The following is a 21,500-nucleotide window of genomic DNA, read 5'->3' as shown; positions in this document are numbered from 1 at the left end:
GAAATCTTTGGGGGAGAGAATGGATTTTTTTAGTACGCACAACATACTGATTCATATTCCGATTGGCGCTGGCGGGTACGATCTCTCGTGGATCGAAGCGGTAGGAACCATCGCCGGCCTGCTCTGTATTTGGCTTGCCAGTCTGGAGAAGATCAGCAACTACTTTTTTGGACTGGTTAACGTCACCCTGTTTGCGATTATTTTCTTTCAGATCCAGCTTTATGCCAGCCTGTTGCTGCAACTCTTTTTCTTTGCCGCCAATATTTATGGCTGGTATGCGTGGTCGCGGCAAACAAAGGATAATGAAGCCGAGCTTAAAATCCGCTGGCTGCCGTTGCCAAAAGCAATGGCATGGCTGGCGATATGTGTGATAGCTATCGGTTTGATGACGCGATATATCGATCCCGTATTCGCCGTCCTGACGCGCGTGGCCGTCGCCATTATGCAGATGCTGGGGTTACAGGTGACAATGCCTGTACTGCAACCGGACGCTTTCCCGTTCTGGGACTCTTGCATGATGGTGCTGTCTATCGTGGCGATGATTTTGATGACACGCAAATATGTCGAAAACTGGCTCCTGTGGGTGATAATCAACGTAATCAGTGTGGTGATTTTTGCTTTGCAGGGCGTCTATGCGATGTCGCTGGAATATCTGATCCTGACATTTATCGCCGTGAACGGTAGTCGCCTGTGGATAAACAGCGCGCGGGAGCGAGGATCGCGCGCGCTTTCCCGTTAATGGTGATGAACATGCCCGGATGGCGTCTGATTCAGATGACAGTCCGGGCCGTGACACACTTGATACTCCATCTGAATCGTAGCGTGCGCAATATGGTATTCGTGCATCAGGAAATCCTGGATACGTTCCAGCAGCGCATCATGGTCGTGTGGCGGAATGACCTGAGCGTGCAATGTCATGACCGGTTTTTCGCCGACCATCCAGACATGCACATGGTGTACGTTGCGGACTTCGGGGATTTCCCGGCTTAAATGGCGCTGTAAGGCATTAATATCCAGTGAAACCGGCGCGCCTTCCAGCAATTCGTTGACGCTATCTTTTAACAAACGCCAGGCGCTGCGTAGTACCAGTACCGAAACCAGAATAGAGAGAATCGGGTCCGCTGGCGTCCAGCCCGTCCAGATAATGATCAACGCGGCGACTATTGCGCCGACGGAACCCAGCAAATCGCCCATCACATGTAGCGCGGCAGCGCGCACGTTCAGGTTTTTTTCATCGCTTCCCCGATGGAGTATCCAGAACGCAAACAGGTTCGCCAGCAGACCCGCAACCGCAATTACCATCATCAGATTGCCCGCCACCGGACGTGGCGTGTAAAAGCGCTCTATCGCTTCCCAGACAATGAGAAGGGTAATGACCACCAACGCAATGGCATTCACAAAAGCCGCCAGTGTGGTGAGTCTTAGCCAGCCAAAAGTGTGGCGAACAGTCGGGGGACGACGGGAAAATTGAACCGCCAGCAGCGCAAAAAGAAGGGCCGCCGCGTCGGTGAGCATATGTCCCGCATCCGCCAACAACGCCAGAGAGCCGGAGAGTATCCCGCCCACCACCTCAAGGAGCATAAATCCGGCAGTGACGATAAAGGCGAAAAGCAGGCGACGAGCATTATTATCTTTCGGCAGGTGTGAATCGGCATGAGAGTGTGAGTGCGCCATAACGTCATTCCTTTGTTATTCTCATCAATACTGTAGACATCATACTGATTTTTCGCTGACAAAATAAAAAGGAGAGCGAAAGCTCTCCCGTTATCAGACTTTTTTCTGCATTACTGTGTGGTACCGTCGGTTTTGGTATTCACGTCATTATTGACGCCATTACCGGTTTCCACTTTTTTATTAATATCCGGGCAGCGACCGTCTTTACACATGGTATTTTTATGCTCTTCATCCTTGGTCATTCCGTCATGATTCATGGTTGAACCGTCTGGATGCTGCATCGTGCTGTTAGTATTGCCGTTGGTATTGATGTCGTTGTTATTCACATCATTCGGCGCCACATTCTGGCGGGCGTCCGGGGCAACCTGACCGGCATTTGCCGCCGAGTTCGCCTGGCCATTACTGGATTGCGCGTTAGATTCAGCAGCTAACGCTGTGCCGCTGGCAAGGCCGAGGGTAGCGGTGAGTAAAAGCGTAGTCAGTTTTGTCATTTTCATAAGATGCTCCTGTTATGGTGGATATGTCGGATAACCTCTTCCAACAGTGCACGTGTCAGTCAAATCCTCAAATAAGGGATAAAAAACGTTCGCCGCCGCGGGTTAACGCAGCAGAGAATCTTGCAATAATTCATAAACAGAGTGGTTACAGTTAAAAAGTGTAGGTTAGATCCCATTTTTCGCTACATTTGTGCGTTTTTTTCCTGAATTCCAGGATTATTCCGTTCAAAGTGTAAAAGCCCGTTTACACTATTTAATTGAAGAGATAGATTGGAGGGATTGCATTCATTGGGATAAGTACGGCAACACTGGAATAAACATGAATTATCAGAACGACGATTTACGCATTAAAGAAATCAACGAGTTATTACCTCCGGTCGCGCTGCTGGAAAAGTTTCCCGCCACGGAAAATGCAGCAAATACCGTTGCTCACGCGCGCAAAGCCATCCATAAAATTCTCAAAGGCAATGACGATCGTCTGCTGGTGGTGATCGGTCCTTGTTCAATTCATGATCCGGCAGCGGCGAAAGAGTATGCCGCCCGTTTGCTGGCGCTACGTGATGAGCTTCAAGGCGAGCTTGAAATTGTCATGCGCGTCTATTTTGAGAAACCGCGTACCACCGTCGGCTGGAAAGGGCTGATTAACGATCCGCACATGGATAACAGCTTCCAGATTAACGACGGTCTGCGTATTGCGCGCAAACTGCTGCTGGATATTAACGACAGCGGCCTGCCTGCCGCCGGCGAATTCCTCGATATGATCACGCCGCAATATCTGGCCGATCTGATGAGCTGGGGCGCCATTGGCGCGCGGACTACTGAATCCCAGGTTCATCGCGAACTGGCGTCTGGCCTCTCTTGTCCGGTCGGTTTTAAAAATGGTACTGATGGCACGATTAAAGTTGCCATTGACGCCATCAACGCCGCCGGCGCGCCGCATTGCTTCCTCTCCGTCACTAAATGGGGTCATTCGGCGATTGTGAATACCAGCGGCAACGGCGACTGCCATATCATTCTGCGCGGAGGTAAAGCGCCAAACTATAGCGCGCAACATGTTGCTGAGGTGAAAGAAGGCCTCATCAAAGCGGGACTGACGCCGCAGGTCATGATCGATTTCAGCCATGCCAACTCCTGTAAGCAATTTCAAAAGCAGATGGAGGTTTGCGCCGATGTCTGTCAGCAGATAGCGGGCGGTGAAAAAGCGATTATTGGCGTGATGGTAGAGAGTCATCTGGTAGAAGGAAACCAGAGTCTGGAAAGCGGTCAGCCGCTGACCTACGGTAAAAGCATTACTGACGCCTGTATTGGCTGGGAAGATACCGATGCGCTGCTTCGTCAGTTGTCGGCAGCGGTAAAAGCCCGTCGCGGCTAAGTTTAGTTTCTATCCTGTGGTGAAGTGCAGGATAGAAAACATATCGGTCCGGTAACAGCCTACCGGACCGATATTGCCAATATTAATGTATTATTATTTGGCGTACTTGGGTACTTCCTGCTTCTGGAGAGTATTTCCTTCCGAATCAATTCCTACAATGACTCTATAGCGGTCAAAATATAACTTCTTAATGGATTCTGTTCCTAATTCTTCGTAGGCAACAATTTCTACTGATTTAACATGTTTTGTATTAATTGCAGACGCTCCTCCAATCCCGAGTAGCGAAACCCCACCGTATTTTTTACAAAGCTCAGCGACATAATCAGCACGATCGCCTTTGCCAAGAAACGCAGTTGCCCCTTGTTGAAACATCATTTCTACAAATGGGTCCATACGCGCGGCCGTTGTAGGACCGTTGGAGCCAATAGGTAAACCAGGTCTGGCAGGGCAGGGGCCAGCATAGTAAATCGTTTGGTTTTGAAAATCGACCGGTGATTTTTCTCCGTTACTAAGCGCTACTTCGATTTTTTTATGCGCGGCGTCACGGCAGGTGTAAGCAAATCCAGTGAGAAATAATATATCGCCGACCTTAAGAGTTTTCGCTTTCTCTTTAGTCAATGGTAATGTTAATTCCATCATAGCTTCTCCAGGTATTAAATGATTTCACTAGCGTGGCGGCTTGCATTACATTGGAAATTGATTGCGACTGGCAGTGCAGTGATATGGCAAGGATAGTAATCGACATGCACGCCTAACGCCGTAATACGCCCGCCCATACCTAAAGGGCCGATCCCTGTATTATTCACGGCCTCTAATAATTCAGCTTCGAGCTGGGCATAAAGTGGTTTAGCATTGAACTCACCAAGAGGGCGTAATAATGCTTTCTTAGCCATCCACGAACAGTGATCCATTGTACCGCCAACGCCGATACCAATAATATAAGGAGGGCATGGATTGCCTCCTACACGACGGACAGTTTCCAGAACAAAATCTTTTATACCATCAATACCATCGCCGGGAAGCAATGTTTTAAAAGTTCCCATATTTTCGCTACCGCCGCCCTTTGGCATAACGGTAATTGTCACTCGGTCACCATCAACAATTTCAGTATGTAAAATTGCAGGAGTATTATCATTAGTATTAATACGTTCTAATGGATCTGCAACCATGGATTTTCTTAAGTATCCATTTTCATAGCCCTGGCGAACACTCTGGTTCACCTGATCTTTAAGCGGCTTACCTTCCCAGCATACATGTTGTCCAATTTCCATTATAACGATACAAGTGCCGGTATCATGGCAGCATGCAAGTTGTTCTTTTTTTGCATACTCTCCATTATCAATTAATATCTTAATGGTTTCCTTGCCGATCTTTGACTCTTCTTTATCATATGCTTTACGAAAAGAACACATGAGATTATCATCCAGTTCATAACAAGCTTTTTTTACAAGTTTTTCGATAACCGAAATGATAATTTCTGTATTTAATATACGACTCATACTCCCTCCAGTGCTATGTTGCATTGTTTTATCCATTGATCACATTTTCATGATATTCGTATTCATTGTAGGAAGGAAATATGTTATTTTTATTAAATGATAAATTTTATTTATAGTAGTGGAAAATAGATGGAAATTAGACAATTAGAATATTTTGTAAGCGCTTCTTTGTTAGGTAACTTAACCAGAGTTGCTGAGCGGCATTTTGTTTCTCAACCTAATATCACCATTGCTATTAAGAAGTTAGAGACTGAATTAGGGGTGACATTATTTGATAGAAAGAAAAATAAACTTGTCCTTACTGAGGAGGGCATGTTTTTCTTACAAAAAATTGAACCTATCCTTATTGCGTTAAAAAATAGCGTAGCGGAAATGAAAGATTATCGTAATGAAAATGGTGGCATAGTAACTTTGGGGATCCCACCGATGATAAGTTTGTTTCTTTTTTCACCGCTCTTCAAGCATTTCCGAGAGATTTATCCAGAGATGGAACTCTCTCTTGTTGAAGAGGGGACTTTTGGTTTACATGATAAACTTTCTGCTGGAGAGCTGGATCTTGCTATTGTTATTATTAATGACTGTCCAAAAGAATTAGTTACGGTACCATTAATGACTCAGCAGCACGTGGTATGTATGTCAGATAAACATCCCCTGGCAAAAAAGGATAGTATCGATTGGGAAGATCTACAATATGAGCCATTGATACTAATGAAAAAAGATTCCTGGCATAGAAAAACGATTATTGAAGAATGTACAAAGCGAGGAATTCATACACATATTTTTCTATCATCAAACAGGGTTCAAACCAACATAGATCTGGTTGCTAAAAATGAAGGAATTTCTTTCATTTTGGACGCTGTCGATCTTAAAGCCGAAAAAGTAATAACCAAGGCCATGACTGAGCCGACTTATGTTACGATTGGTTTGGCCTGGAAGAAAGATAAATATTTATCATATGCAACCAGAGCGTTAATTAAATTTATTGAGGATTATATTAAAGAACATTTTACAATTAAATAATTATATTTGTTCTTCAACAAAAATTTCCCATAGCTCTTCGGCATCTGGAGGCATTCTCTTGGCTGGTCTATAAAGTCTTATTTCTATGGGTACCCATAAATTGCTTTCTTTTTCCGCTGCAGTAACAATAGTTTTAGCCTCTATATCTTGCCTGGCAAGGCTTTGAGGTATCCAGGCAACACCATCGCCAGATCTGACCATTGCCAATAGTGTTGCTGCCAGATCGGCCACAAAGGCAACATTTATATTATGGGTAATTCTGTTAATAGACGCTGTATTTGCTATTATTCTTCCCAGACCTGATTGTGATGAAAAAGAAAGGTAAGGGAATTGAATCTTATTATTTATATTCCACAACGGTTTTAACGTTTCTGAGTCTGGTTTACTGAATGGAATTAATGTATCAAACCCAAGACGAATGCTCATAAAGTTATTTTTATTTAAATTTAGATGCATATGTGGGTGATGGTGACACAGCAAAAATTGTGAATCTCCCTGCCGCATCATTTTTTCGCACGCATTCAATGAGTCAGATAAAAGACGAAATGAACCAAATTTTGCAATTTTATCACTTTGCTTTAACAAGTGCGGTACAAAAGAGAAAGACAAAGCATGCGTTGCTGAAAAAACAAGACTAGGTTGTTTATTACCTGCAGCCTCAAGGGTATCACTTTTCAATGTGTACAAGGAGTGGATCAGTTCGGGAAGCTGGTCTGTAAATACTTCTCCGGCCTTGGTAAGGGTGACTCCCCGTTTACTTCTTTCAAAAAGGGGCGTACCCACCCATTCTTCGAGAGATTGTATCCGACGACTAAATGCGGGTTGAGTCACATATCTTGAGGCAGACGCTTTTGAGAAATTCAACGTTTCTTTTAGAGCCAGACAGTCTTCGAGCCATGTTAGTTCGAGGTGATGCCGATATTGCATAAGCTGCAACCTTATTAGCATTGGATGAGTTTCATTTATATAAGTAGCATTATACACAGACAGATTTTAAGAGGAAATTATTTGATTAAACAGAAACAAAAGCAGTAAGAATATGTTATTCCTTTGTCGGGTAAGTGTTGTTATTTATGTGAGTGTATTCTTTCTCAATAGAAATTAATTAGATGTAATTTTAGTATAACATGTGATTTATGCTTGTTGCAGTTGTATTCATGACTGTAATGAGTTGTTTTTGTACCCTAATAATATAAGGACGTATACATGTCACCAGCGATTATTACTTTGTTGGTTTTAGTGGTTGCAATAATTATCTTTGTTAGCGATCGTCTTCCTATGGGATTAGTTGCATTTATGGTCCCAATGGCACTTTATTTTACCGGTGTTATCGATGCTAAGGATATTTTTGCTTCAATCGTAAATGCGAATGTTATTCTTATCGTCGCCATGTGTTTACTCGGTGCGGCATTTTTTAAAACAGGTTTGGCATGGCAATCAAGTAAAATTTTACTAAAATATGCTAAAACAGAAAGAAGCCTTAGTGTATTGATTTTTCTTATTGGTGGAGTTATGTCTGCCTTTGTTTCTAATAGCGGAACAGTTGCTGTGCTAATTCCTATTGTTTTAGGTATTGCCGCCAGTAGTCAGATTAAGCCTATTAAACTTCTTATGCCTCTGGTTTTTGGGGCAACAATCGGTGCTGATATTTCTATTATCGGTTCGCCAGGAAATCTGATTGCTAAAAATACTATTGAAACTTTTAGTAAGGGAAGTCTGTCGGTGCCATTTTTCGAATACGCTAAAATTGGTATTCCTTTGCTGATTGCATGCTCTATATTTCTCTATTTCTTCGGTTCAAAACTCATCGCAGATCGTGATGGAAATACACAATCTGATTCTCAAATGGATTATAGCCAAATTCCGGCCTGGCATAGAAATTTAACTTTAGCCGTTTTTATTCTGTCTATCGCTGGAATGGTGGCAACTGATTATATTAAGTTTCTGCCTCCAATGCATATTATTGCGTGTTGTGCGGCTATTGTTCTTGTATTTGCTGGCGTTTTGACACAAAAGGAAACTTTTAATTCTTTTGAAACACTAACTGTTTTCATGCTTGCGTTTATGATGCCTTTAGGAGCCGCGCTGAATTCTACTGGTGCTGGAGAAATGATTGCTAATGCCGTTATTTCAGTAACCGGAGATTCTGGCGTTATGATTATTATGGCGTCATTGTGGATACTTACATGGGCTTTGACTCAAGTTATGAGTAACACTGCAGCATGTACGTTGTTATGCCCGGTAGGATGAACTATCGCACAGTCTATTGGCGCAGACCCTCGTGCAGTTGTTATTGCTGTTTTTATTGCGAGTAGTGTTGCTGTTTGTACCCCAATGGCTATTCCAGCAAACTCAATGATTATTGGCCCGGGGAATGTTAAATTTAAAGATTTTTTAAAACCCGGATTGGCGATTAGTTTGGTTTGTTTTATCGTTAGTATGATTTTACTACCGATATTTTATCCCTTCTATTAATGCCTGATATTACTTTTCTATTTTAGATTATTAAATTTGAGACTTTATTATGAATAGTTCGGTGCTATTAGGTGAAGGCTTCACCCTGATGTTCCTCGGCATGGGGTTCGTGCTGGCGTTTCTGTTCCTGCTGATTTTCGCCATCCGCGGCATGTCCGCCGCCGTCAACCGCTTCTTCCCTGAACCGGCTCCGGCGCCAAAACTGGCACCTGCCGCCGCCGCGCCCGCGGACGACTTTGCCCGCCTCAAGCCGGTGATTGCCGCCGCTATCCACCACCATCGCCGCCTTAACCCTTAATTCCCGGAGGAATCCATGACCATTGCCATTACCGACGTCGTCCTGCGTGACGCCCACCAGTCCCTTTTCGCCACCCGTCTGCGCCTTGACGATATGCTGCCGATTGCCGCCGCGCTCGATGACGTGGGCTACGGGTCGCTGGAGTGCTGGGGCGGCGCCACCTTTGACGCCTGTATCCGCTTTCTCGGCGAAGACCCGTGGCTGCGCCTGCGCGAACTGAAAAAAGCCATGCCCAAAACCCCACTGCAGATGCTGCTGCGCGGCCAGAACCTGCTCGGTTATCGCCATTACGCCGATGACGTGGTGGAACGCTTCGTCGAACGCGCCGTCAAAAACGGCATGGACGTGTTCCGCGTCTTCGATGCCATGAACGACCCGCGCAATATGAAAGCCGCCCTGCAGGCGGTACGTAGCCACGGGGCGCACGCCCAGGGCACGCTCTCCTACACCACCAGTCCGGCGCACACCCTGCAGACCTGGCTGGATTTAACAGAGCAACTGCTGGAAACCGGCGTTGACTCGATTGCCATCAAGGATATGTCCGGCATTCTCACCCCGATGGCCGCTTTTGAGCTGGTGAGCGAAATCAAAAAACGCTACGACGTACGTCTGCACCTGCACTGTCACGCCACCACCGGGATGGCGGAGATGGCCCTGCTGAAGGCTATCGAGGCGGGTGTTGACGGCGTGGACACGGCGATTTCGTCCATGAGCGCCACCTACGGCCACCCGGCCACCGAAGCGCTGGTGGCGACGTTGGCAGGTACTGAGCATGACACCGGGCTGGATATCCTGAAGCTGGAAAATATCGCCGCGTACTTCCGCGAGGTGCGCAAAAAGTACCACGCCTTTGAAGGCCAGCTGAAAGGCTACGACAGCCGCATCCTGGTGGCGCAGGTGCCGGGCGGAATGCTCACTAACCTCGAAAGCCAGCTGAAGCAGCAGAACGCGGCGGACAAACTCGACCAGGTGCTGGCGGAAATCCCCCGCGTGCGCGAGGACCTCGGCTTTATTCCGCTGGTGACCCCCACCTCACAGATTGTCGGCACCCAGGCGGTGCTCAACGTGCTGACGGGCGAACGCTACAAGACCATTGCCAAAGAAACGGCGGGCATTCTGAAAGGCGAATACGGCCACACCCCGGTGCCGGTGAACGCCGCGTTACAGGCCCGCGTGCTGGAAGGAGGCGCTCCGGTGACCTGCCGCCCGGCAGACCTGCTGAAGCCGGAACTGGCTGAACTGGAAGCGGACGTCAGGCGCCAGGCGCAGGAGAAGGGGATTCAGCTTGCGGGAAACGCCATCGACGACGTGCTCACCGTGGCGCTGTTCCCGCAAATCGGCCTCAAATTCCTCGAAAACCGCCACAACCCGGCGGCGTTTGAGCCACTGCCGCAGGCGGAAGCCGCGCAGCCGGTGACAAAAGCAGAGAAGCCTGCCGCTTCCGGTATCTACACCGTGGAAGTGGAAGGCAAAGCCTTTGTGGTGAAGGTCAGCGACGGCGGCGATATCAGCCAGCTCACTGCGGCTGCACCTGCTGCCTCTTCTGCTCCTGCCACCGCCCCGGCAGGCGCCGGCACCCCGGTCACCGCGCCGCTGGCGGGCAACATCTGGAAGGTGATTGCCACCGAAGGCCAGACAGTGGCCGAAGGCGATGTGCTGCTGATTCTGGAAGCCATGAAGATGGAAACCGAAATCCGCGCCGCGCAGGCCGGGACGGTACGCGGTATCGCGGTGAAGTCCGGGGACGCGGTTTCCGTGGGCGACACCCTGATGACGCTGGCGTAACGGAGAACTGAAATGGAAAGTCTGAACGCCCTGCTTCAGGGCATGGGGCTGATGCACCTTGGCGCAGGCCAGGCCATCATGCTGCTGGTCAGCCTGCTGCTGCTGTGGCTGGCGATTGCGAAAAAGTTCGAACCGTTACTGCTGCTGCCGATTGGCTTCGGCGGCCTGCTCTCCAACATCCCGGAAGCGGGTATGGCGCTGACCGCGCTGGAGAGCCTGCTGGCGCATCACGACGCCGGGCAGCTGGCGGTGATTGCCGCGAAGCTTAACTGCGCGCCGGACGTGCACGCCATTAAAGAGGCATTAGCGCTGGCGCTGCCGTCGGTGCAGAGCCAGATGGAGAACCTGGCGGTGGACATGGGCTACACGCCGGGGGTGCTGGCGCTGTTCTATAAAGTGGCGATTGGCTCCGGCGTCGCGCCGCTGGTCATCTTCATGGGCGTCGGCGCGATGACCGACTTCGGCCCGCTGCTGGCCAACCCGCGCACCCTGCTGCTGGGGGCGGCGGCGCAGTTCGGTATCTTCGCCACCGTACTGGGGGCGCTGACGCTGAACTACTTCGGCCTTATCAGCTTCACCCTGCCGCAGGCGGCGGCCATCGGCATCATCGGCGGCGCGGACGGCCCGACGGCGATTTATCTGTCGGGCAAGCTGGCGCCGGAGCTGCTGGGGGCCATCGCGGTGGCGGCGTACTCGTACATGGCGCTGGTGCCGTTAATCCAGCCGCCGATTATGAAAGCGCTGACCACGGAGACGGAGCGGAAAATCCGCATGGTGCAGCTGCGCACGGTGAGTAAGCGGGAAAAAATCCTCTTCCCGGTAGTGCTGTTACTACTGGTGGCGCTGCTGCTGCCGGACGCCGCGCCGCTGCTGGGGATGTTCTGCTTTGGCAATCTGATGCGTGAAAGCGGCGTGGTGGAGCGTCTGAGCGACACGGTACAGAACGGGCTGATTAATATCGTCACCATCTTCCTCGGGCTGTCGGTGGGCGCGAAGCTGGTGGCGGATAAGTTCCTGCAGCCGCAGACGCTGGGCATTCTGCTGCTGGGTGTGATTGCGTTCGGTATCGGGACGGCGGCCGGGGTGCTGATGGCGAAGCTGCTGAACCTGTGCAGTAAGAACAAAATCAACCCGCTTATCGGTTCGGCGGGGGTGTCGGCGGTGCCGATGGCGGCCCGCGTATCGAACAAAGTGGGGCTGGAATCAGACCCGCAGAACTTCCTGCTGATGCACGCGATGGGCCCGAACGTGGCCGGGGTGATTGGCTCGGCGATAGCCGCCGGGGTGATGCTGAAGTACGTGCTGGCGATGTAAATCTGTTCCTTTCCCGGAGGCGGCGCGTTGCGCCTGTCCGGGCTACCGGATTGCATGGATCTGTAGCCCGGACAGATGCGCAGCATCGTCTCCGGGAATGTCCCATAAGGAGACTTTGATGAATGAAACCATAGCATTTCGTCCGGAAGGCCGGGCATCGATAAAAGATGTGGTTGTCAATTATACGCTGGCATCACTGGACGAGCTTGAACAACTGCACCCGGCGCTGAATCTGCTGGCGCACCCGTCAATTGTCCGTGGCAGCCATGATTTCTTTGTCTGTTGTTATAACGCGGGCGTACAGCATGCGCAGGCCGGGGCGGCTGAAACGGTAGCGGTTTTGCCTGATTCACTGCCACAAGAACGGCAAAGGAGCGGGCTGCTGTGTGCCGCAGCAGGTCGTCTGGATGCCCTGCGCCAGCCGCTGACGCACAATCGTTTATGTGACCTGGCCAGTCAGTTCTGTGCTGGCATGGCAGATGTTGACAGCGAAACCCGCAGCGGTTTTTATACCGTGCGCAGCATATCGCTGCCGGTTTACCGGCGGCTGTTGCGGGATCAACATTCTCACGGTGTCTGCCTGCAGCAGGCTCTACTGCACCTGCTGGCCTGGAAGAGCGATTCCCCCTGGGCGCGGCAGCAGGCGCAGCGGCTGCTCTGGCAGGGCGGCGTGCTGGGCGATAAAGGTGAGTTTGCGCTTATGACGCTGGATGATGAACTGCGGGAGCGCCAGATTGAGTGGCCCGGGCTGTGGTCGCTGCTGGCCGTCACCGGGTTTCTGGCGAAATTCCCTGCCGGACCGATATTTGCTGACTGAAAAATGAGGACTGCTGACAATTATCTGTTGTGTTGGCATTTCTGCGAGAGGCAGCTAGCGCTTTGCCTGACTTACGAAACGAGAATATCAACAGATTACGTACTTTTTGTAGGTCCGTGGTTGGAACATTGCCACCTGGTTACATTTTGTCAACAGCCTCAAGCGTGGATGGCTCCACGCTTTTTTTGTCTATGGAAAACCCCCAGCCAGGCCCTGTGTCTTGATCAGGAGATCTGATCAAGACACAGGGCTATGCCGGAGGATATTTATTGGAAACCGGTGAGATAGGCCACCGTGTCATTAATCGAAATATAAATAAATATATAACGAAATAATTCGGCGCTATAATTCTCCTCTGATTAATAACGTAGCCCGAACCATGACCTGTCAGGACAAATCACTTTTAGCCCCCGCTCTCGCTTCCACGCCCGTCATTCCGCGCTATCGCCAGATCATACGCAAACGGGCTGTGCTCATGTTAGCTATTGCGTTGGCGATGATGACTTCACTGATGGTGGATGTAACCTGTGGGTCTTCTGGTTTACCGCTCAGTGCGCTATGGCAGGCGCTTTTTCAACCGGAAAAGGTGAATGCGGGCATACACGTTATTGTCTGGGATATTCGTTTACCCTATGCCCTGATGGCCCTACTGGTGGGCATGGCGTTAGGGTTAGCGGGCGCCGAAATGCAAACCATTTTAAATAATCCGCTGGCGACGCCGTTTACCCTCGGCGTATCGTCCGCGGCGGCTTTTGGCGCTGCGCTGGCGATTGTGTTGGGGATCGGTATTCCCGGTATTCCTGCCGCCTGGTTTATCCCGGCCAATGCGTTCATCTTTGCGCTTTTATCCGCGTTACTCCTGGACGGTATTACCCGTTGGACAGGCGTCGCCGCATCCGGAGTGGTGTTGTTCGGTATTGCACTGGTATTCACCTTTAACGCGTTGGTCGCCATTATGCAGTTTGTGGCTGATGAAGATACGCTGCAGGGGCTGGTATTCTGGACGATGGGGAGCCTGGTCCGCGCGTCGTGGGAAAAATTGGGCGTACTGGCCGTGGTGTTTATTGCTGTGCTTTTTTGCGCGTTACGAAGCGCCTGGCAACTCACGGCATTACGTCTGGGCGAAGAGAGGGCGATGAGCTTTGGGATTCATGTCCGCCGTTTACGCCTGCTGTCATTGTTGCGTATCAGCTTGTTATCAGCGCTGGCGGTAGCTTTCGTCGGGCCGATTGGTTTTATTGGTCTCGTTGCACCGCACATTGCACGAATACTTTTGGGGGAAGATCACCGTTTCTACCTTCCGGGCAGCGTGCTGATAGGCGGGCTGGTGTTATCGCTGGCCTCTATTGCGGCGAAAAATAGTATTCCGGGCGTCATGGTGCCGGTGGGGATTGTCACCTCGCTGGTCGGGGTTCCGTTCTTTTTAAGCATTGTATTGCGACATCGGGGGAGTCTCTGATGCGCGGGTTAATGCTCCGCTCATTTAGCGCCGGCTATTCCACTCAGCCGGTTATTGCAGATCTCAACGTTCCCTTACTGCCGTGCGGGAAAATTACCATTTTGCTGGGGCCGAACGGCTGTGGTAAATCGACGTTACTACGTTCGCTGGCCGGGCTGAATAACGCCGACGGCGAGGCGCTGCTTGATGGCGAAGATCTCATGTCGTTATCGTTTGCCGAGCGGGCGCAGAAAGTTGTGTTTTTGCCGCAGTCATTACCGCAGGGCGTACATCTGCATGTACTGGAGTCGATTATCGTGGTACTGCGGGCATCAGGCGGCAGAGACAATGCGCAGGGCAGAGCGCAGATACTGGCTATCCTTGAGCAATTGGGCATAACGCATCTGGCGTTGCAGTATCTCGACCAGCTTTCCGGCGGTCAGCGGCAGTTAGTGGGTCTGGCGCAATCGCTGATTCGTCGCCCTGAACTTCTGTTGCTGGATGAGCCGCTCAGCGCGCTGGATTTAAACTATCAGTTTCACGTAATGGATCTCGTGCGTCGGGATACCCAGGCGCAAAATAGGGTAACGATAGTCGTGGCGCATGACATTAATATTGCACTGCGTCATGGTGACCATGTCCTGATGCTAAAAGACGGCAGGCTGGTCGCCAGCGGCGCGCCGGAGACGGTGATTACTGCGGAGCGTCTGGCTGAAGTGTACCGGGTACGAGGACGCGTGGAGCGCTGTTCGCAGGGGAAATTGCAGGTGGTGCTGGACGGCGTGATCGCTGTTTAAGACATATTGCCTGATGGCGCTGCGCTTATCCGGCCTACCCATTGCTCGTAGGCCGGATAAGGCAGTTATACCGCCATCCGGCAAAGGTGATTACTTCGCTTTACCCTGATTCGCCACGGCAGCCGCTTTCGCGGCGATTTCGTCAGCGTTGCCCAGATAGTAATGTTTGAGCGGCTTGAAGTTTTCGTCGAACTCATACACCAGCGGCACGCCGGTCGGGATGTTTAACTCAAGGATCTCATCTTCACTCATGTTATCCAGGTATTTCACCAGCGCACGCAATGAGTTACCGTGAGCGGCGATGATCACGCGCTCACCGCTCTTCATACGCGGCAGGATGGTGTCGTTCCAGTAAGGAATAACGCGGTCGATGGTCAGCGCCAGACTTTCGGTCAACGGCAGCTCTTTCTCGCTCAGTTTGGCATAACGTGGATCGTGACCCGGATAACGCTCATCATCTTTGGTCAGTTCCGGCGGCGTCACGGCAAAACCGCGGCGCCACTGTTTAACCTGCTCGTCACCATATTTTTCTGCCGTTTCCGCTTTATTCAGCCCCTGCAACGCGCCATAGTGACGTTCATTGAGTTTCCAGGATTTTTCCACCGGCAGCCACGCTTGATCCAGTTCATCCAGTACGTTCCACAGCGTATGGATAGCGCGTTTCAGTACGGAAGTGTAGGCAAAATCAAAGCTGAAACCTTCTTCTTTTAGCAGTTTACCCGCTGCTTTTGCTTCGCTTACGCCTTTTTCAGACAGGTCAACATCATACCAGCCGGTGAAACGGTTCTCTTTGTTCCATTGACTTTCACCGTGACGTACCAGAACCAGCTTAGTTACAGCCATACTCTCACTCCTATAAATCATATGTAATGATAATAATTCTCATTATATTGCCGCGAGGTGTTGGCGGCAATGCTTACGCATAACCATAGCGAAAATAGTGGCGCAGTGTAAGGTTCTTGTGAACTCAGAGTTGCGATTTTGTCTTTAAGTGGTGGAGGTTTGAGCAGGGCAATGGCGCGTAGGCCCGATAAGCTTGCGTCATCGGGCATGTAGCGGCATATCGTTAGAACGGAATAAACTGATACTCGGTCAGGCTGGCGTACTCCTCGCCAGGGCGAAGGATACAGTCAGGCTGCGGCCATTCAGGATGATTCGGACTGTCCGGCAGCAGTTCGCTTTCCAGCGCCAGCCCTTGCCAGTCGGCATAAGGTTCCGGCCCGCGGGAAGGTGTACCCGCCAGATAATTGCCGGAATAAAACTGCAACGCCGGGGCGGTGGTGTAAACCATCATTTGTAGCTTTCCATCCTGTGACCACAGACGGGCCGCCGGCTTTTTGCCATCACCCTGCGTCTGTAGCAGGAAAGCATGATCGTAGCCTTTAACCTTGCGCTGATCGTCATCGGCGAGAAATTCACTGGCAATGACTTTTGGCATCCGGAAGTCAAACGAGGTATTGGCTACCGATTTTAGCCCCTGGCGTGGAATACCGGATTCATCTACCGGCAGATACTCATCCGCCAGAATTTGCAGCTTATGTTGGCGCACGTCGGTCCGATCGCCGTCCAGATTAAAATAGACGTGGTTGGTCAAATTCACCGGACAGGGTTTATTGACCGTCGCCCGGTAGGTGATGGATATTCTATTGTCATCGGTCAGACGATATTGCGCCGTGGCGCAAAGATGGCCAGGAAAGCCCTGGTCGCCGTCATCAGAGGTGAGCGCGAATAATACCTGGCGATCGTTCTGGTTCACAATTTGCCAGCGGCGCTTGTCAAAGCCTTCCGGTCCGCCGTGTAGCTGGTTCTCGCCCTGACTTGGGCTTAACTGTACGGTTTCGCCGGCAAACGTATAGCGGCTATTGGCGATACGGTTCGCGTAACGGCCAATAGAGGCGCCGAGGAATGACGTCTGTTCAGGGTAGTGTTCCGGGCTGGCGCAGCCCAGCAATGCTTCCCGAACGCTGCCGTCAGACAGCGGAATACGGGCGGAAAGAAGAGTGGCTCCCCAGTCCATCAGCGTTACCACCATCCCTGCGCTGTTGCGCAGGGTTAGCAGGCGGTACGGTTGACCATCGGGGGCCAGTGCGGGCGTTTCATTTAGCACTGTCCTGCTCCTTGTGACGGTTTGCATACATAAAAGGTTTCTTTGATTCCGGTTTTCGCTTCGTACTGTTGCGCAACGGCCTGCTGCACAGCGGGAACCAGATCTTCCGGGATCAGCGCGACAACACACCCGCCGAAGCCGCCGCCGGTCATGCGCACGCCGCCTTGATCGCCGATGGTCGCTTTGACGATGTCTACCAGTGTGTCTATCTGCGGGACGGTAATTTCGAAATCATCGCGCATTGAGGCATGGGACTCCGCCATCAGTTGGCCCATACGTTGCAAATCACCTTTCTCCAGCGCGCTTGCCGCTTCAACGGTGCGCGCATTTTCGCTCAATACATGGCGAACGCGTTTTGCGACTACCGGGTCCAGTTCGCTGGCAACGGCATTGAACGCCTCAAGGCTGACATCGCGCAGGGCCGGCTGCTGGAAGAAACGGGCGCCGGTTTCGCACTGTTCACGGCGGGTATTATACTCGCTGCCCACCAGCGTGCGCTTAAAGTTACTATTGATGATCACCACGGCGACACCTTTCGGCATGGAAACCGCTTTGGCGCCGAGCGTACGGCAATCAATCAGCAACGCATGATCTTTTTTGCCGAGCGCAGAGATGAGCTGATCCATAATGCCGCAGTTACAGCCGACAAACTGGTTCTCGGCCTCTTGTCCGTTGAGCGCAATTTGCGCGCCGTCCAGCGGTAGGTGATAAAGCTGCTGGAAGACGGTGCCCACCGCCACTTCCAGCGAGGCGGAGGAGCTTAACCCGGCGCCCTGCGGCACATTGCCGCTGATGACCATATCCACGCCGCCAAACGCGTTGTTACGCTGTTGCAGGTGTTTCACTACGCCGCGCACATAGTTAGACCACTGCTGGCTATCGTGGGTCACGATCGGCGCATCCAGTGAAAATTCGTCCACCTGATTGTCGTAATCGGCGGCAATCACCCGTACGGTACGATCGTCGCGCGGCGCACAGCTAATTACGGTCTGGTAATCGATAGCGCAGGGCAGAACAAAACCATCATTGTAATCAGTGTGCTCGCCGATCAGATTGACGCGGCCTGGCGCCTGAATCGTGTGGGTAGCAGGGTAGCCGAAAATTTCAGCAAACAGCGCGCGCGTTTTCTCTTTCAGATTCATTTTTATACTCCGGATTCGCGAAAATGGATGTCGCTGACCGCGCGCAGGCGTTCAGCCGCTTGTTCTGCGGTTAAATCACGCTGGGTTTCCGCCAGCATTTCATAGCCGACCATAAATTTACGGACGGTCGCAGAGCGCAGCAGCGGCGGATAAAAGTGCGCGTGCAACTGCCAGTGCGCGTTTTCTTCACCGTTAAACGGCGCGCCGTGCCAGCCCATTGAGTAGGGGAAGGAACACTGAAACAGGTTGTCATAACGACTGGTCAGCTTTTTCAACGCCAGCGCCAGAGAGTCGCGCTGCTCGTCGCTTAAATCGGTAATGCGCAGGACATGCGTTTTGGGTAACAGTAGCGTTTCGAACGGCCACGCCGCCCAGTAAGGCACCACCGCCAGCCAGTGTTCGGTTTCGACCACGGTGCGGCTGCCGTCCGCCAGTTCCCGCTGGACATAATCCACCAGCATTGGCGAGCGCTGCTCGGCGAAATAGGCTTTTTGTAAACGATCTTCGCGTTCGGCCTCATTCGGCAGGAAGCTGTTGGCCCAGACCTGTCCATGCGGATGCGGGTTCGAACAGCCCATCGCCGCGCCTTTATTTTCAAAGACCTGCACCCACGGATAGGTTTTGCCTAACTCGGCGGTCTGCGTCTGCCAGGTTCTGACGATTTCCGTCAGCGCGGGCAGGCTCAACTCCGGCAGCGTTTTACTGTGATCGGGAGAAAAGCAGATCACGCGGCTGGTGCCGCGCGCGCTCTGACAGCGCATCAGCGGATCGTGGCTGTCCGGCGCATCCGGCGTGTCGGCCATCAGCGCCGCGAAATCGTTAGTAAAGACGTAAGTCCCTTTGTAATCGGGATTTTTATCGCCGGTGACACGCGTATTGCCCGCACACAGGAAGCAGTCCGGATCATGGGCCGGCAGCATTTGCTGAGACGGCGTTTCCTGCGCCCCCTGCCAGGGGCGTTTTGCGCGATGCGGCGAAACCAGAACCCACTGGCCGGTAAGCGGGTTATAACGGCGATGCGGATGATCGATGGGATTAAATGGGGTCATAACAACGTCCTTAATCTGGGTATCCCTGCGGATGGCGTGACTGCCAGTGCCAGGTGTCCTGCGCCATTTCGTCAAGCGTGCGGGTGACGCGCCAGTTCAGCTCGCGATCGGCTTTGCTGGCATCCGCCCAATACGCCGGGAGATCGCCGTCGCGACGCGGCGCGAAGTGGTAATTAATGGGTTTACCGCAGGCTTTACTAAAGGCGTTGACCACATCCAGGACGCTACTGCCGACACCCGCGCCGAGGTTATAAATATGTACGCCGGATTTGTCCGCCAGTTTTTCCATCGCCACGACGTGCCCGTCGGCTAAGTCCATAACGTGAATGTAATCGCGTACGCCGGTGCCATCCTCGGTCGGGTAATCATTGCCGAAAACGGCGAGCGATTCGCGACGACCCACGGCGACCTGGGCGATATAGGGCATCAGGTTATTCGGAATACCTTGCGGATCTTCTCCCATGTCGCCCGACGGGTGCGCGCCGACCGGGTTGAAATAACGCAGCAGCGCAATACTCCACTCCGGCTGGGCTTTTTGCAGATCGGTGAGGATCTGTTCTACCATCAATTTACTTTTGCCGTAGGGGCTTTGCGGCGTGCCGGTAGGAAAACTTTCGACGTAAGGAATTTTGGGCTGATCGCCATAAACGGTGGCGGAGGAGCTAAAAATAAGGTTTTTAACGTTGGCCGCACGCATGGCGCTGACCAACCGCAGCGTACCGTTGACGTTGTTGTCATAGTACTCCAGCGGCCTGGCGACCGATTCGCCGACGGCTTTCAGGCCGGCAAAGTGAATCACGGTATCAATCGCGTGATCGTGCAGAATTTCGGTTATAAGCGCTTCGTTGCGAATATCACCTTCGACAAAGGTCGGGTGCTTACCGCCCAGACGTTCAATCACGGGCAGCACGCTGCGCTTGCTGTTGCAGAGGTTATCGAGGATGACGACGTCATGACCATTTTGCAGCAACTGTACGCAGGTATGACTTCCAATGTAACCGCTACCACCTGTAACCAATACTCTCATAATTCGCTCCGTTAAGCCTATGGTATGGAATAACCATAGCATAACAAAGATGCGAAAAGTGTGACATGTAATAAATTAGTGGAATCGTTTACACACTGGTGATTTTACGCATTTGTATCGATTAAATGATTACAAATCATCTGGCTTGAGAATACTTCTGCTTTTTATCCGAAAAAAAGGCGCGTTACGCGCCTGGGAATGAAACGGACGGGGCAAGAGCTGTCAGTCTTTTTTACGCGAGAGTAGCTTCCTGGCGAGCGCCCCGACAGCGACGACGCCGATGGCGGTCACTTTCCAGAATTTAAGCAACGCGATACCGAGCATAGCAAGCAGTCCTACTTTCTTGGCCGCGATACCGCCAATCAGCGCGGCGAGCCCATACTCCGCTATTTTGTCCGTTGATTCGTTGAAGTCAGCGTAGCGTTGTCCAGCGTTGAACTTGACGGAACTGAGAATTCTTTTCGCCAGAGGGATTTCGTGGTCAACAGAGCCTCTGTCGGTCACCAGATTTAAAGAAAAATAGCCTTCACGTCCCAGCAGATAGGTGTTGTAGTTCACGCCTTGTTCATTCAGTGGTTCGTTGGTGCCGATATCATGGATGGCGGCGGACCAGATCAGACGATGATTGGTTGCATCGTAGGTAGGCTTCTCGATCCAGCCAATAATTTCTATCGGCTCAATGCCTTTTGCAATACGATCTTTATTCGCTTCTTTTGTGCCTTTGCGCAGGTTATCCATTAATTCATCGGCATCCCAGTTTTTTGCATCATCATCTTTTACATAACCAGAATCATCATATTCGATAGAAATAAATCCATTCATTTCCTTTTTAAATACGAGGCCGTAAAAATATTCATCGTCAACATAGTTACCAATTTCACGCATAAATACCGCCGCTTCTTTTGCGGGTATCCAGGTAAATCCTTCCGGCAGATTAAGCGTGGCTTTATCACCTAAACTAATCTTTGTCGGACCCGCAACGGCGGCGCGACTCATGCCTTCAACAGCGACCTCAACGGCGGTTTTACGCGCTTCCTGCGCAGCGGTCGGCTTTTGCTCAGCATAACTGCTGGGGCAAAATAACATGGCTGCCAGTAAAAATAGTATTATTTGTGGAAAACGAAAAGCCATAATGAATCCCTTATATTCACATACGACATCATTGTCGAAAATTTCAGGATTATTATGA

General features: G+C 51.2%; 20 protein-coding genes and 1 pseudogene. 10 read left to right on the top strand and 11 right to left on the bottom strand.

What is annotated here, in order from left to right; all coding sequences use genetic code 11:
• The first annotated feature begins 19 nt into the window (after positions 1-19).
• On the top strand, positions 20-739 hold the full coding sequence (gene pnuC, locus J1G48_RS15380) for a nicotinamide riboside transporter PnuC (RefSeq protein WP_000345361.1): 720 nt from the start codon (positions 20-22) through the stop codon (positions 737-739).
• Here the strand turns inward: pnuC and zitB are convergent.
• Both zitB and J1G48_RS15370 read right to left on the bottom strand, forming a co-directional pair.
• Positions 736-1,674: a CDF family zinc transporter ZitB gene (zitB, locus tag J1G48_RS15375; protein ID WP_000951250.1), complete on the bottom strand. Its 939-nt coding sequence runs from the start codon at positions 1,672-1,674 to the stop codon at positions 736-738. The two genes, pnuC and zitB, sit on opposite strands and share 4 nt — an antisense overlap.
• 110 nt (positions 1,675-1,784) lie before the next feature.
• Positions 1,785-2,171 (bottom strand): YbgS-like family protein, encoded by a 387-nt coding sequence (locus J1G48_RS15370; RefSeq protein WP_000784385.1) that lies wholly within the window; start codon positions 2,169-2,171, stop codon positions 1,785-1,787.
• A gap of 319 nt (positions 2,172-2,490) precedes the next feature.
• On the opposite strand from J1G48_RS15370, the gene aroG reads away from it, so the two are divergent.
• Complete coding sequence (gene aroG / locus J1G48_RS15365) at positions 2,491-3,543, top strand: 3-deoxy-7-phosphoheptulonate synthase AroG (protein ID WP_001109233.1); 1,053 nt, start codon at positions 2,491-2,493, stop codon at positions 3,541-3,543.
• 93 nt (positions 3,544-3,636) lie between these two features.
• Here aroG and J1G48_RS15360 read toward each other — a convergent pair whose 3' ends face one another.
• Together J1G48_RS15360 and J1G48_RS15355 are read right to left on the bottom strand one after the other, a co-directional pair.
• Positions 3,637-4,182 carry a FumA C-terminus/TtdB family hydratase beta subunit gene (locus tag J1G48_RS15360; protein WP_000970374.1) on the bottom strand — a complete coding sequence of 182 codons (546 nt, stop codon included), beginning with the start codon at positions 4,180-4,182 and terminating at the stop codon, positions 3,637-3,639.
• 14 nt (positions 4,183-4,196) lie between these two features.
• The gene (locus J1G48_RS15355) at positions 4,197-5,042 is read right to left on the bottom strand and encodes a fumarate hydratase (protein WP_000086835.1); all 846 of its coding nucleotides are present in this window, start codon (positions 5,040-5,042) and stop codon (positions 4,197-4,199) included.
• Positions 5,043-5,171: 129 nt separating this feature from the next.
• Between J1G48_RS15355 and J1G48_RS15350 the strand changes: the two genes are divergently transcribed.
• Positions 5,172-6,062 (top strand): LysR family transcriptional regulator, encoded by an 891-nt coding sequence (locus J1G48_RS15350; RefSeq protein WP_000405927.1) that lies wholly within the window; start codon positions 5,172-5,174, stop codon positions 6,060-6,062.
• Here the strand turns inward: J1G48_RS15350 and J1G48_RS15345 are convergent, their stop codons facing one another.
• Entirely contained in the window at positions 6,063-7,046 is a 984-nt protein-coding gene (locus J1G48_RS15345; RefSeq protein ID WP_000282119.1) for a LysR family transcriptional regulator, read from the bottom strand.
• Positions 7,047-7,268: 222 nt separating this feature from the next.
• On the opposite strand from J1G48_RS15345, the pseudogene J1G48_RS15340 reads away from it, so the two are divergent.
• The 7 genes and pseudogenes from J1G48_RS15340 to J1G48_RS15310 all read left to right on the top strand — a co-directional run bounded on the left by J1G48_RS15340 (position 7,269) and on the right by J1G48_RS15310 (position 14,986).
• A pseudogene (locus J1G48_RS15340) lies at positions 7,269-8,537 on the top strand (SLC13 family permease).
• 49 nt (positions 8,538-8,586) lie between these two features.
• Positions 8,587-8,835, top strand: a complete 249-nt coding sequence (locus tag J1G48_RS15335) for an oxaloacetate decarboxylase subunit gamma (protein ID WP_001089085.1) — start codon at positions 8,587-8,589, stop codon at positions 8,833-8,835.
• Positions 8,836-8,850: 15 nt separating this feature from the next.
• Complete coding sequence (gene oadA, locus J1G48_RS15330) at positions 8,851-10,620, top strand: sodium-extruding oxaloacetate decarboxylase subunit alpha (protein ID WP_000150408.1); 1,770 nt, start codon at positions 8,851-8,853, stop codon at positions 10,618-10,620.
• Positions 10,621-10,632: 12 nt separating this feature from the next.
• Positions 10,633-11,934, top strand: a complete 1,302-nt coding sequence (locus J1G48_RS15325; protein ID WP_000444879.1) for an oxalacetate decarboxylase subunit beta — start codon at positions 10,633-10,635, stop codon at positions 11,932-11,934.
• Between the two features lie 118 nt (positions 11,935-12,052).
• Positions 12,053-12,751: a triphosphoribosyl-dephospho-CoA synthase gene (locus J1G48_RS15320; protein WP_001005986.1), complete on the top strand. Its 699-nt coding sequence runs from the start codon at positions 12,053-12,055 to the stop codon at positions 12,749-12,751.
• Positions 12,752-13,130: 379 nt separating this feature from the next.
• Positions 13,131-14,210 carry an iron ABC transporter permease gene (locus tag J1G48_RS15315; RefSeq protein ID WP_000128331.1) on the top strand — a complete coding sequence of 360 codons (1,080 nt, stop codon included), beginning with the start codon at positions 13,131-13,133 and terminating at the stop codon, positions 14,208-14,210.
• Entirely contained in the window at positions 14,210-14,986 is a 777-nt protein-coding gene (locus J1G48_RS15310) for an ABC transporter ATP-binding protein (protein ID WP_001214701.1), read from the top strand. The genes J1G48_RS15315 and J1G48_RS15310 overlap by 1 nt, the downstream gene beginning before the upstream one ends.
• Positions 14,987-15,076: 90 nt before the next feature.
• Here the strand turns inward: J1G48_RS15310 and gpmA are convergent, their stop codons facing one another.
• From gpmA to J1G48_RS15280, 6 genes are all read right to left on the bottom strand, one after another.
• Entirely contained in the window at positions 15,077-15,829 is a 753-nt protein-coding gene (gene gpmA / locus J1G48_RS15305; protein ID WP_000301556.1) for a 2,3-diphosphoglycerate-dependent phosphoglycerate mutase, read from the bottom strand.
• Positions 15,830-16,052: 223 nt separating this feature from the next.
• A complete protein-coding gene (gene galM, locus J1G48_RS15300) occupies positions 16,053-17,093 on the bottom strand; it encodes a galactose-1-epimerase (protein ID WP_000931433.1) in 1,041 nt (346 codons plus the stop codon).
• On the bottom strand, positions 17,087-18,235 hold the full coding sequence (galK, locus tag J1G48_RS15295) for a galactokinase (protein WP_001049364.1): 1,149 nt from the start codon (positions 18,233-18,235) through the stop codon (positions 17,087-17,089). Before galK ends, galM begins: the two co-directional genes overlap by 7 nt.
• 2 nt (positions 18,236-18,237) lie before the next feature.
• Positions 18,238-19,284 carry a galactose-1-phosphate uridylyltransferase gene (gene galT, locus J1G48_RS15290; protein WP_000187473.1) on the bottom strand — a complete coding sequence of 349 codons (1,047 nt, stop codon included), beginning with the start codon at positions 19,282-19,284 and terminating at the stop codon, positions 18,238-18,240.
• 10 nt (positions 19,285-19,294) lie between these two features.
• A complete protein-coding gene (gene galE, locus J1G48_RS15285; RefSeq protein WP_001265465.1) occupies positions 19,295-20,311 on the bottom strand; it encodes a UDP-glucose 4-epimerase GalE in 1,017 nt (338 codons plus the stop codon).
• A gap of 222 nt (positions 20,312-20,533) precedes the next feature.
• Positions 20,534-21,442 (bottom strand): DUF2167 domain-containing protein, encoded by a 909-nt coding sequence (locus tag J1G48_RS15280; RefSeq protein ID WP_000885526.1) that lies wholly within the window; start codon positions 21,440-21,442, stop codon positions 20,534-20,536.
• Between the last annotated feature and the right edge of the window lie 58 nt (positions 21,443-21,500).

The sequence above is a fragment of the Salmonella sp. SAL-020 genome (assembly GCF_017372215.1).
Classification (GTDB): domain Bacteria; phylum Pseudomonadota; class Gammaproteobacteria; order Enterobacterales; family Enterobacteriaceae; genus Salmonella; species Salmonella enterica.
Note: the sequence above shows the minus strand (reverse complement) of the source record. Positions and strands in the feature narration are given on the sequence as shown.

Excerpts from the sequence above, each read along its gene's own strand:
- pnuC (WP_000345361.1), top strand. The coding sequence starts at position 20 with ATGGATTTTTTTAGTACGCACAACATACTGATTCATATTCCGATTGGC.
- zitB (WP_000951250.1), bottom strand. The coding sequence starts at position 1,674 with ATGGCGCACTCACACTCTCATGCCGATTCACACCTGCCGAAAGATAAT.
- J1G48_RS15335 (WP_001089085.1), top strand. The coding sequence starts at position 8,587 with ATGAATAGTTCGGTGCTATTAGGTGAAGGCTTCACCCTGATGTTCCTC.
- oadA (WP_000150408.1), top strand. The coding sequence starts at position 8,851 with ATGACCATTGCCATTACCGACGTCGTCCTGCGTGACGCCCACCAGTCC.
- J1G48_RS15370 (WP_000784385.1), bottom strand. The coding sequence starts at position 2,171 with ATGAAAATGACAAAACTGACTACGCTTTTACTCACCGCTACCCTCGGC.
- galT (WP_000187473.1), bottom strand. The coding sequence starts at position 19,284 with ATGACCCCATTTAATCCCATCGATCATCCGCATCGCCGTTATAACCCG.
- galK (WP_001049364.1), bottom strand. The coding sequence starts at position 18,235 with ATGAATCTGAAAGAGAAAACGCGCGCGCTGTTTGCTGAAATTTTCGGC.
- J1G48_RS15325 (WP_000444879.1), top strand. The coding sequence starts at position 10,633 with ATGGAAAGTCTGAACGCCCTGCTTCAGGGCATGGGGCTGATGCACCTT.
- J1G48_RS15360 (WP_000970374.1), bottom strand. The coding sequence starts at position 4,182 with ATGATGGAATTAACATTACCATTGACTAAAGAGAAAGCGAAAACTCTT.
- J1G48_RS15280 (WP_000885526.1), bottom strand. The coding sequence starts at position 21,442 with ATGGCTTTTCGTTTTCCACAAATAATACTATTTTTACTGGCAGCCATG.
- J1G48_RS15315 (WP_000128331.1), top strand. The coding sequence starts at position 13,131 with ATGACCTGTCAGGACAAATCACTTTTAGCCCCCGCTCTCGCTTCCACG.
- galE (WP_001265465.1), bottom strand. The coding sequence starts at position 20,311 with ATGAGAGTATTGGTTACAGGTGGTAGCGGTTACATTGGAAGTCATACC.
- J1G48_RS15355 (WP_000086835.1), bottom strand. The coding sequence starts at position 5,042 with ATGAGTCGTATATTAAATACAGAAATTATCATTTCGGTTATCGAAAAA.
- J1G48_RS15350 (WP_000405927.1), top strand. The coding sequence starts at position 5,172 with ATGGAAATTAGACAATTAGAATATTTTGTAAGCGCTTCTTTGTTAGGT.
- aroG (WP_001109233.1), top strand. The coding sequence starts at position 2,491 with ATGAATTATCAGAACGACGATTTACGCATTAAAGAAATCAACGAGTTA.
- J1G48_RS15320 (WP_001005986.1), top strand. The coding sequence starts at position 12,053 with ATGAATGAAACCATAGCATTTCGTCCGGAAGGCCGGGCATCGATAAAA.
- gpmA (WP_000301556.1), bottom strand. The coding sequence starts at position 15,829 with ATGGCTGTAACTAAGCTGGTTCTGGTACGTCACGGTGAAAGTCAATGG.
- J1G48_RS15310 (WP_001214701.1), top strand. The coding sequence starts at position 14,210 with ATGCGCGGGTTAATGCTCCGCTCATTTAGCGCCGGCTATTCCACTCAG.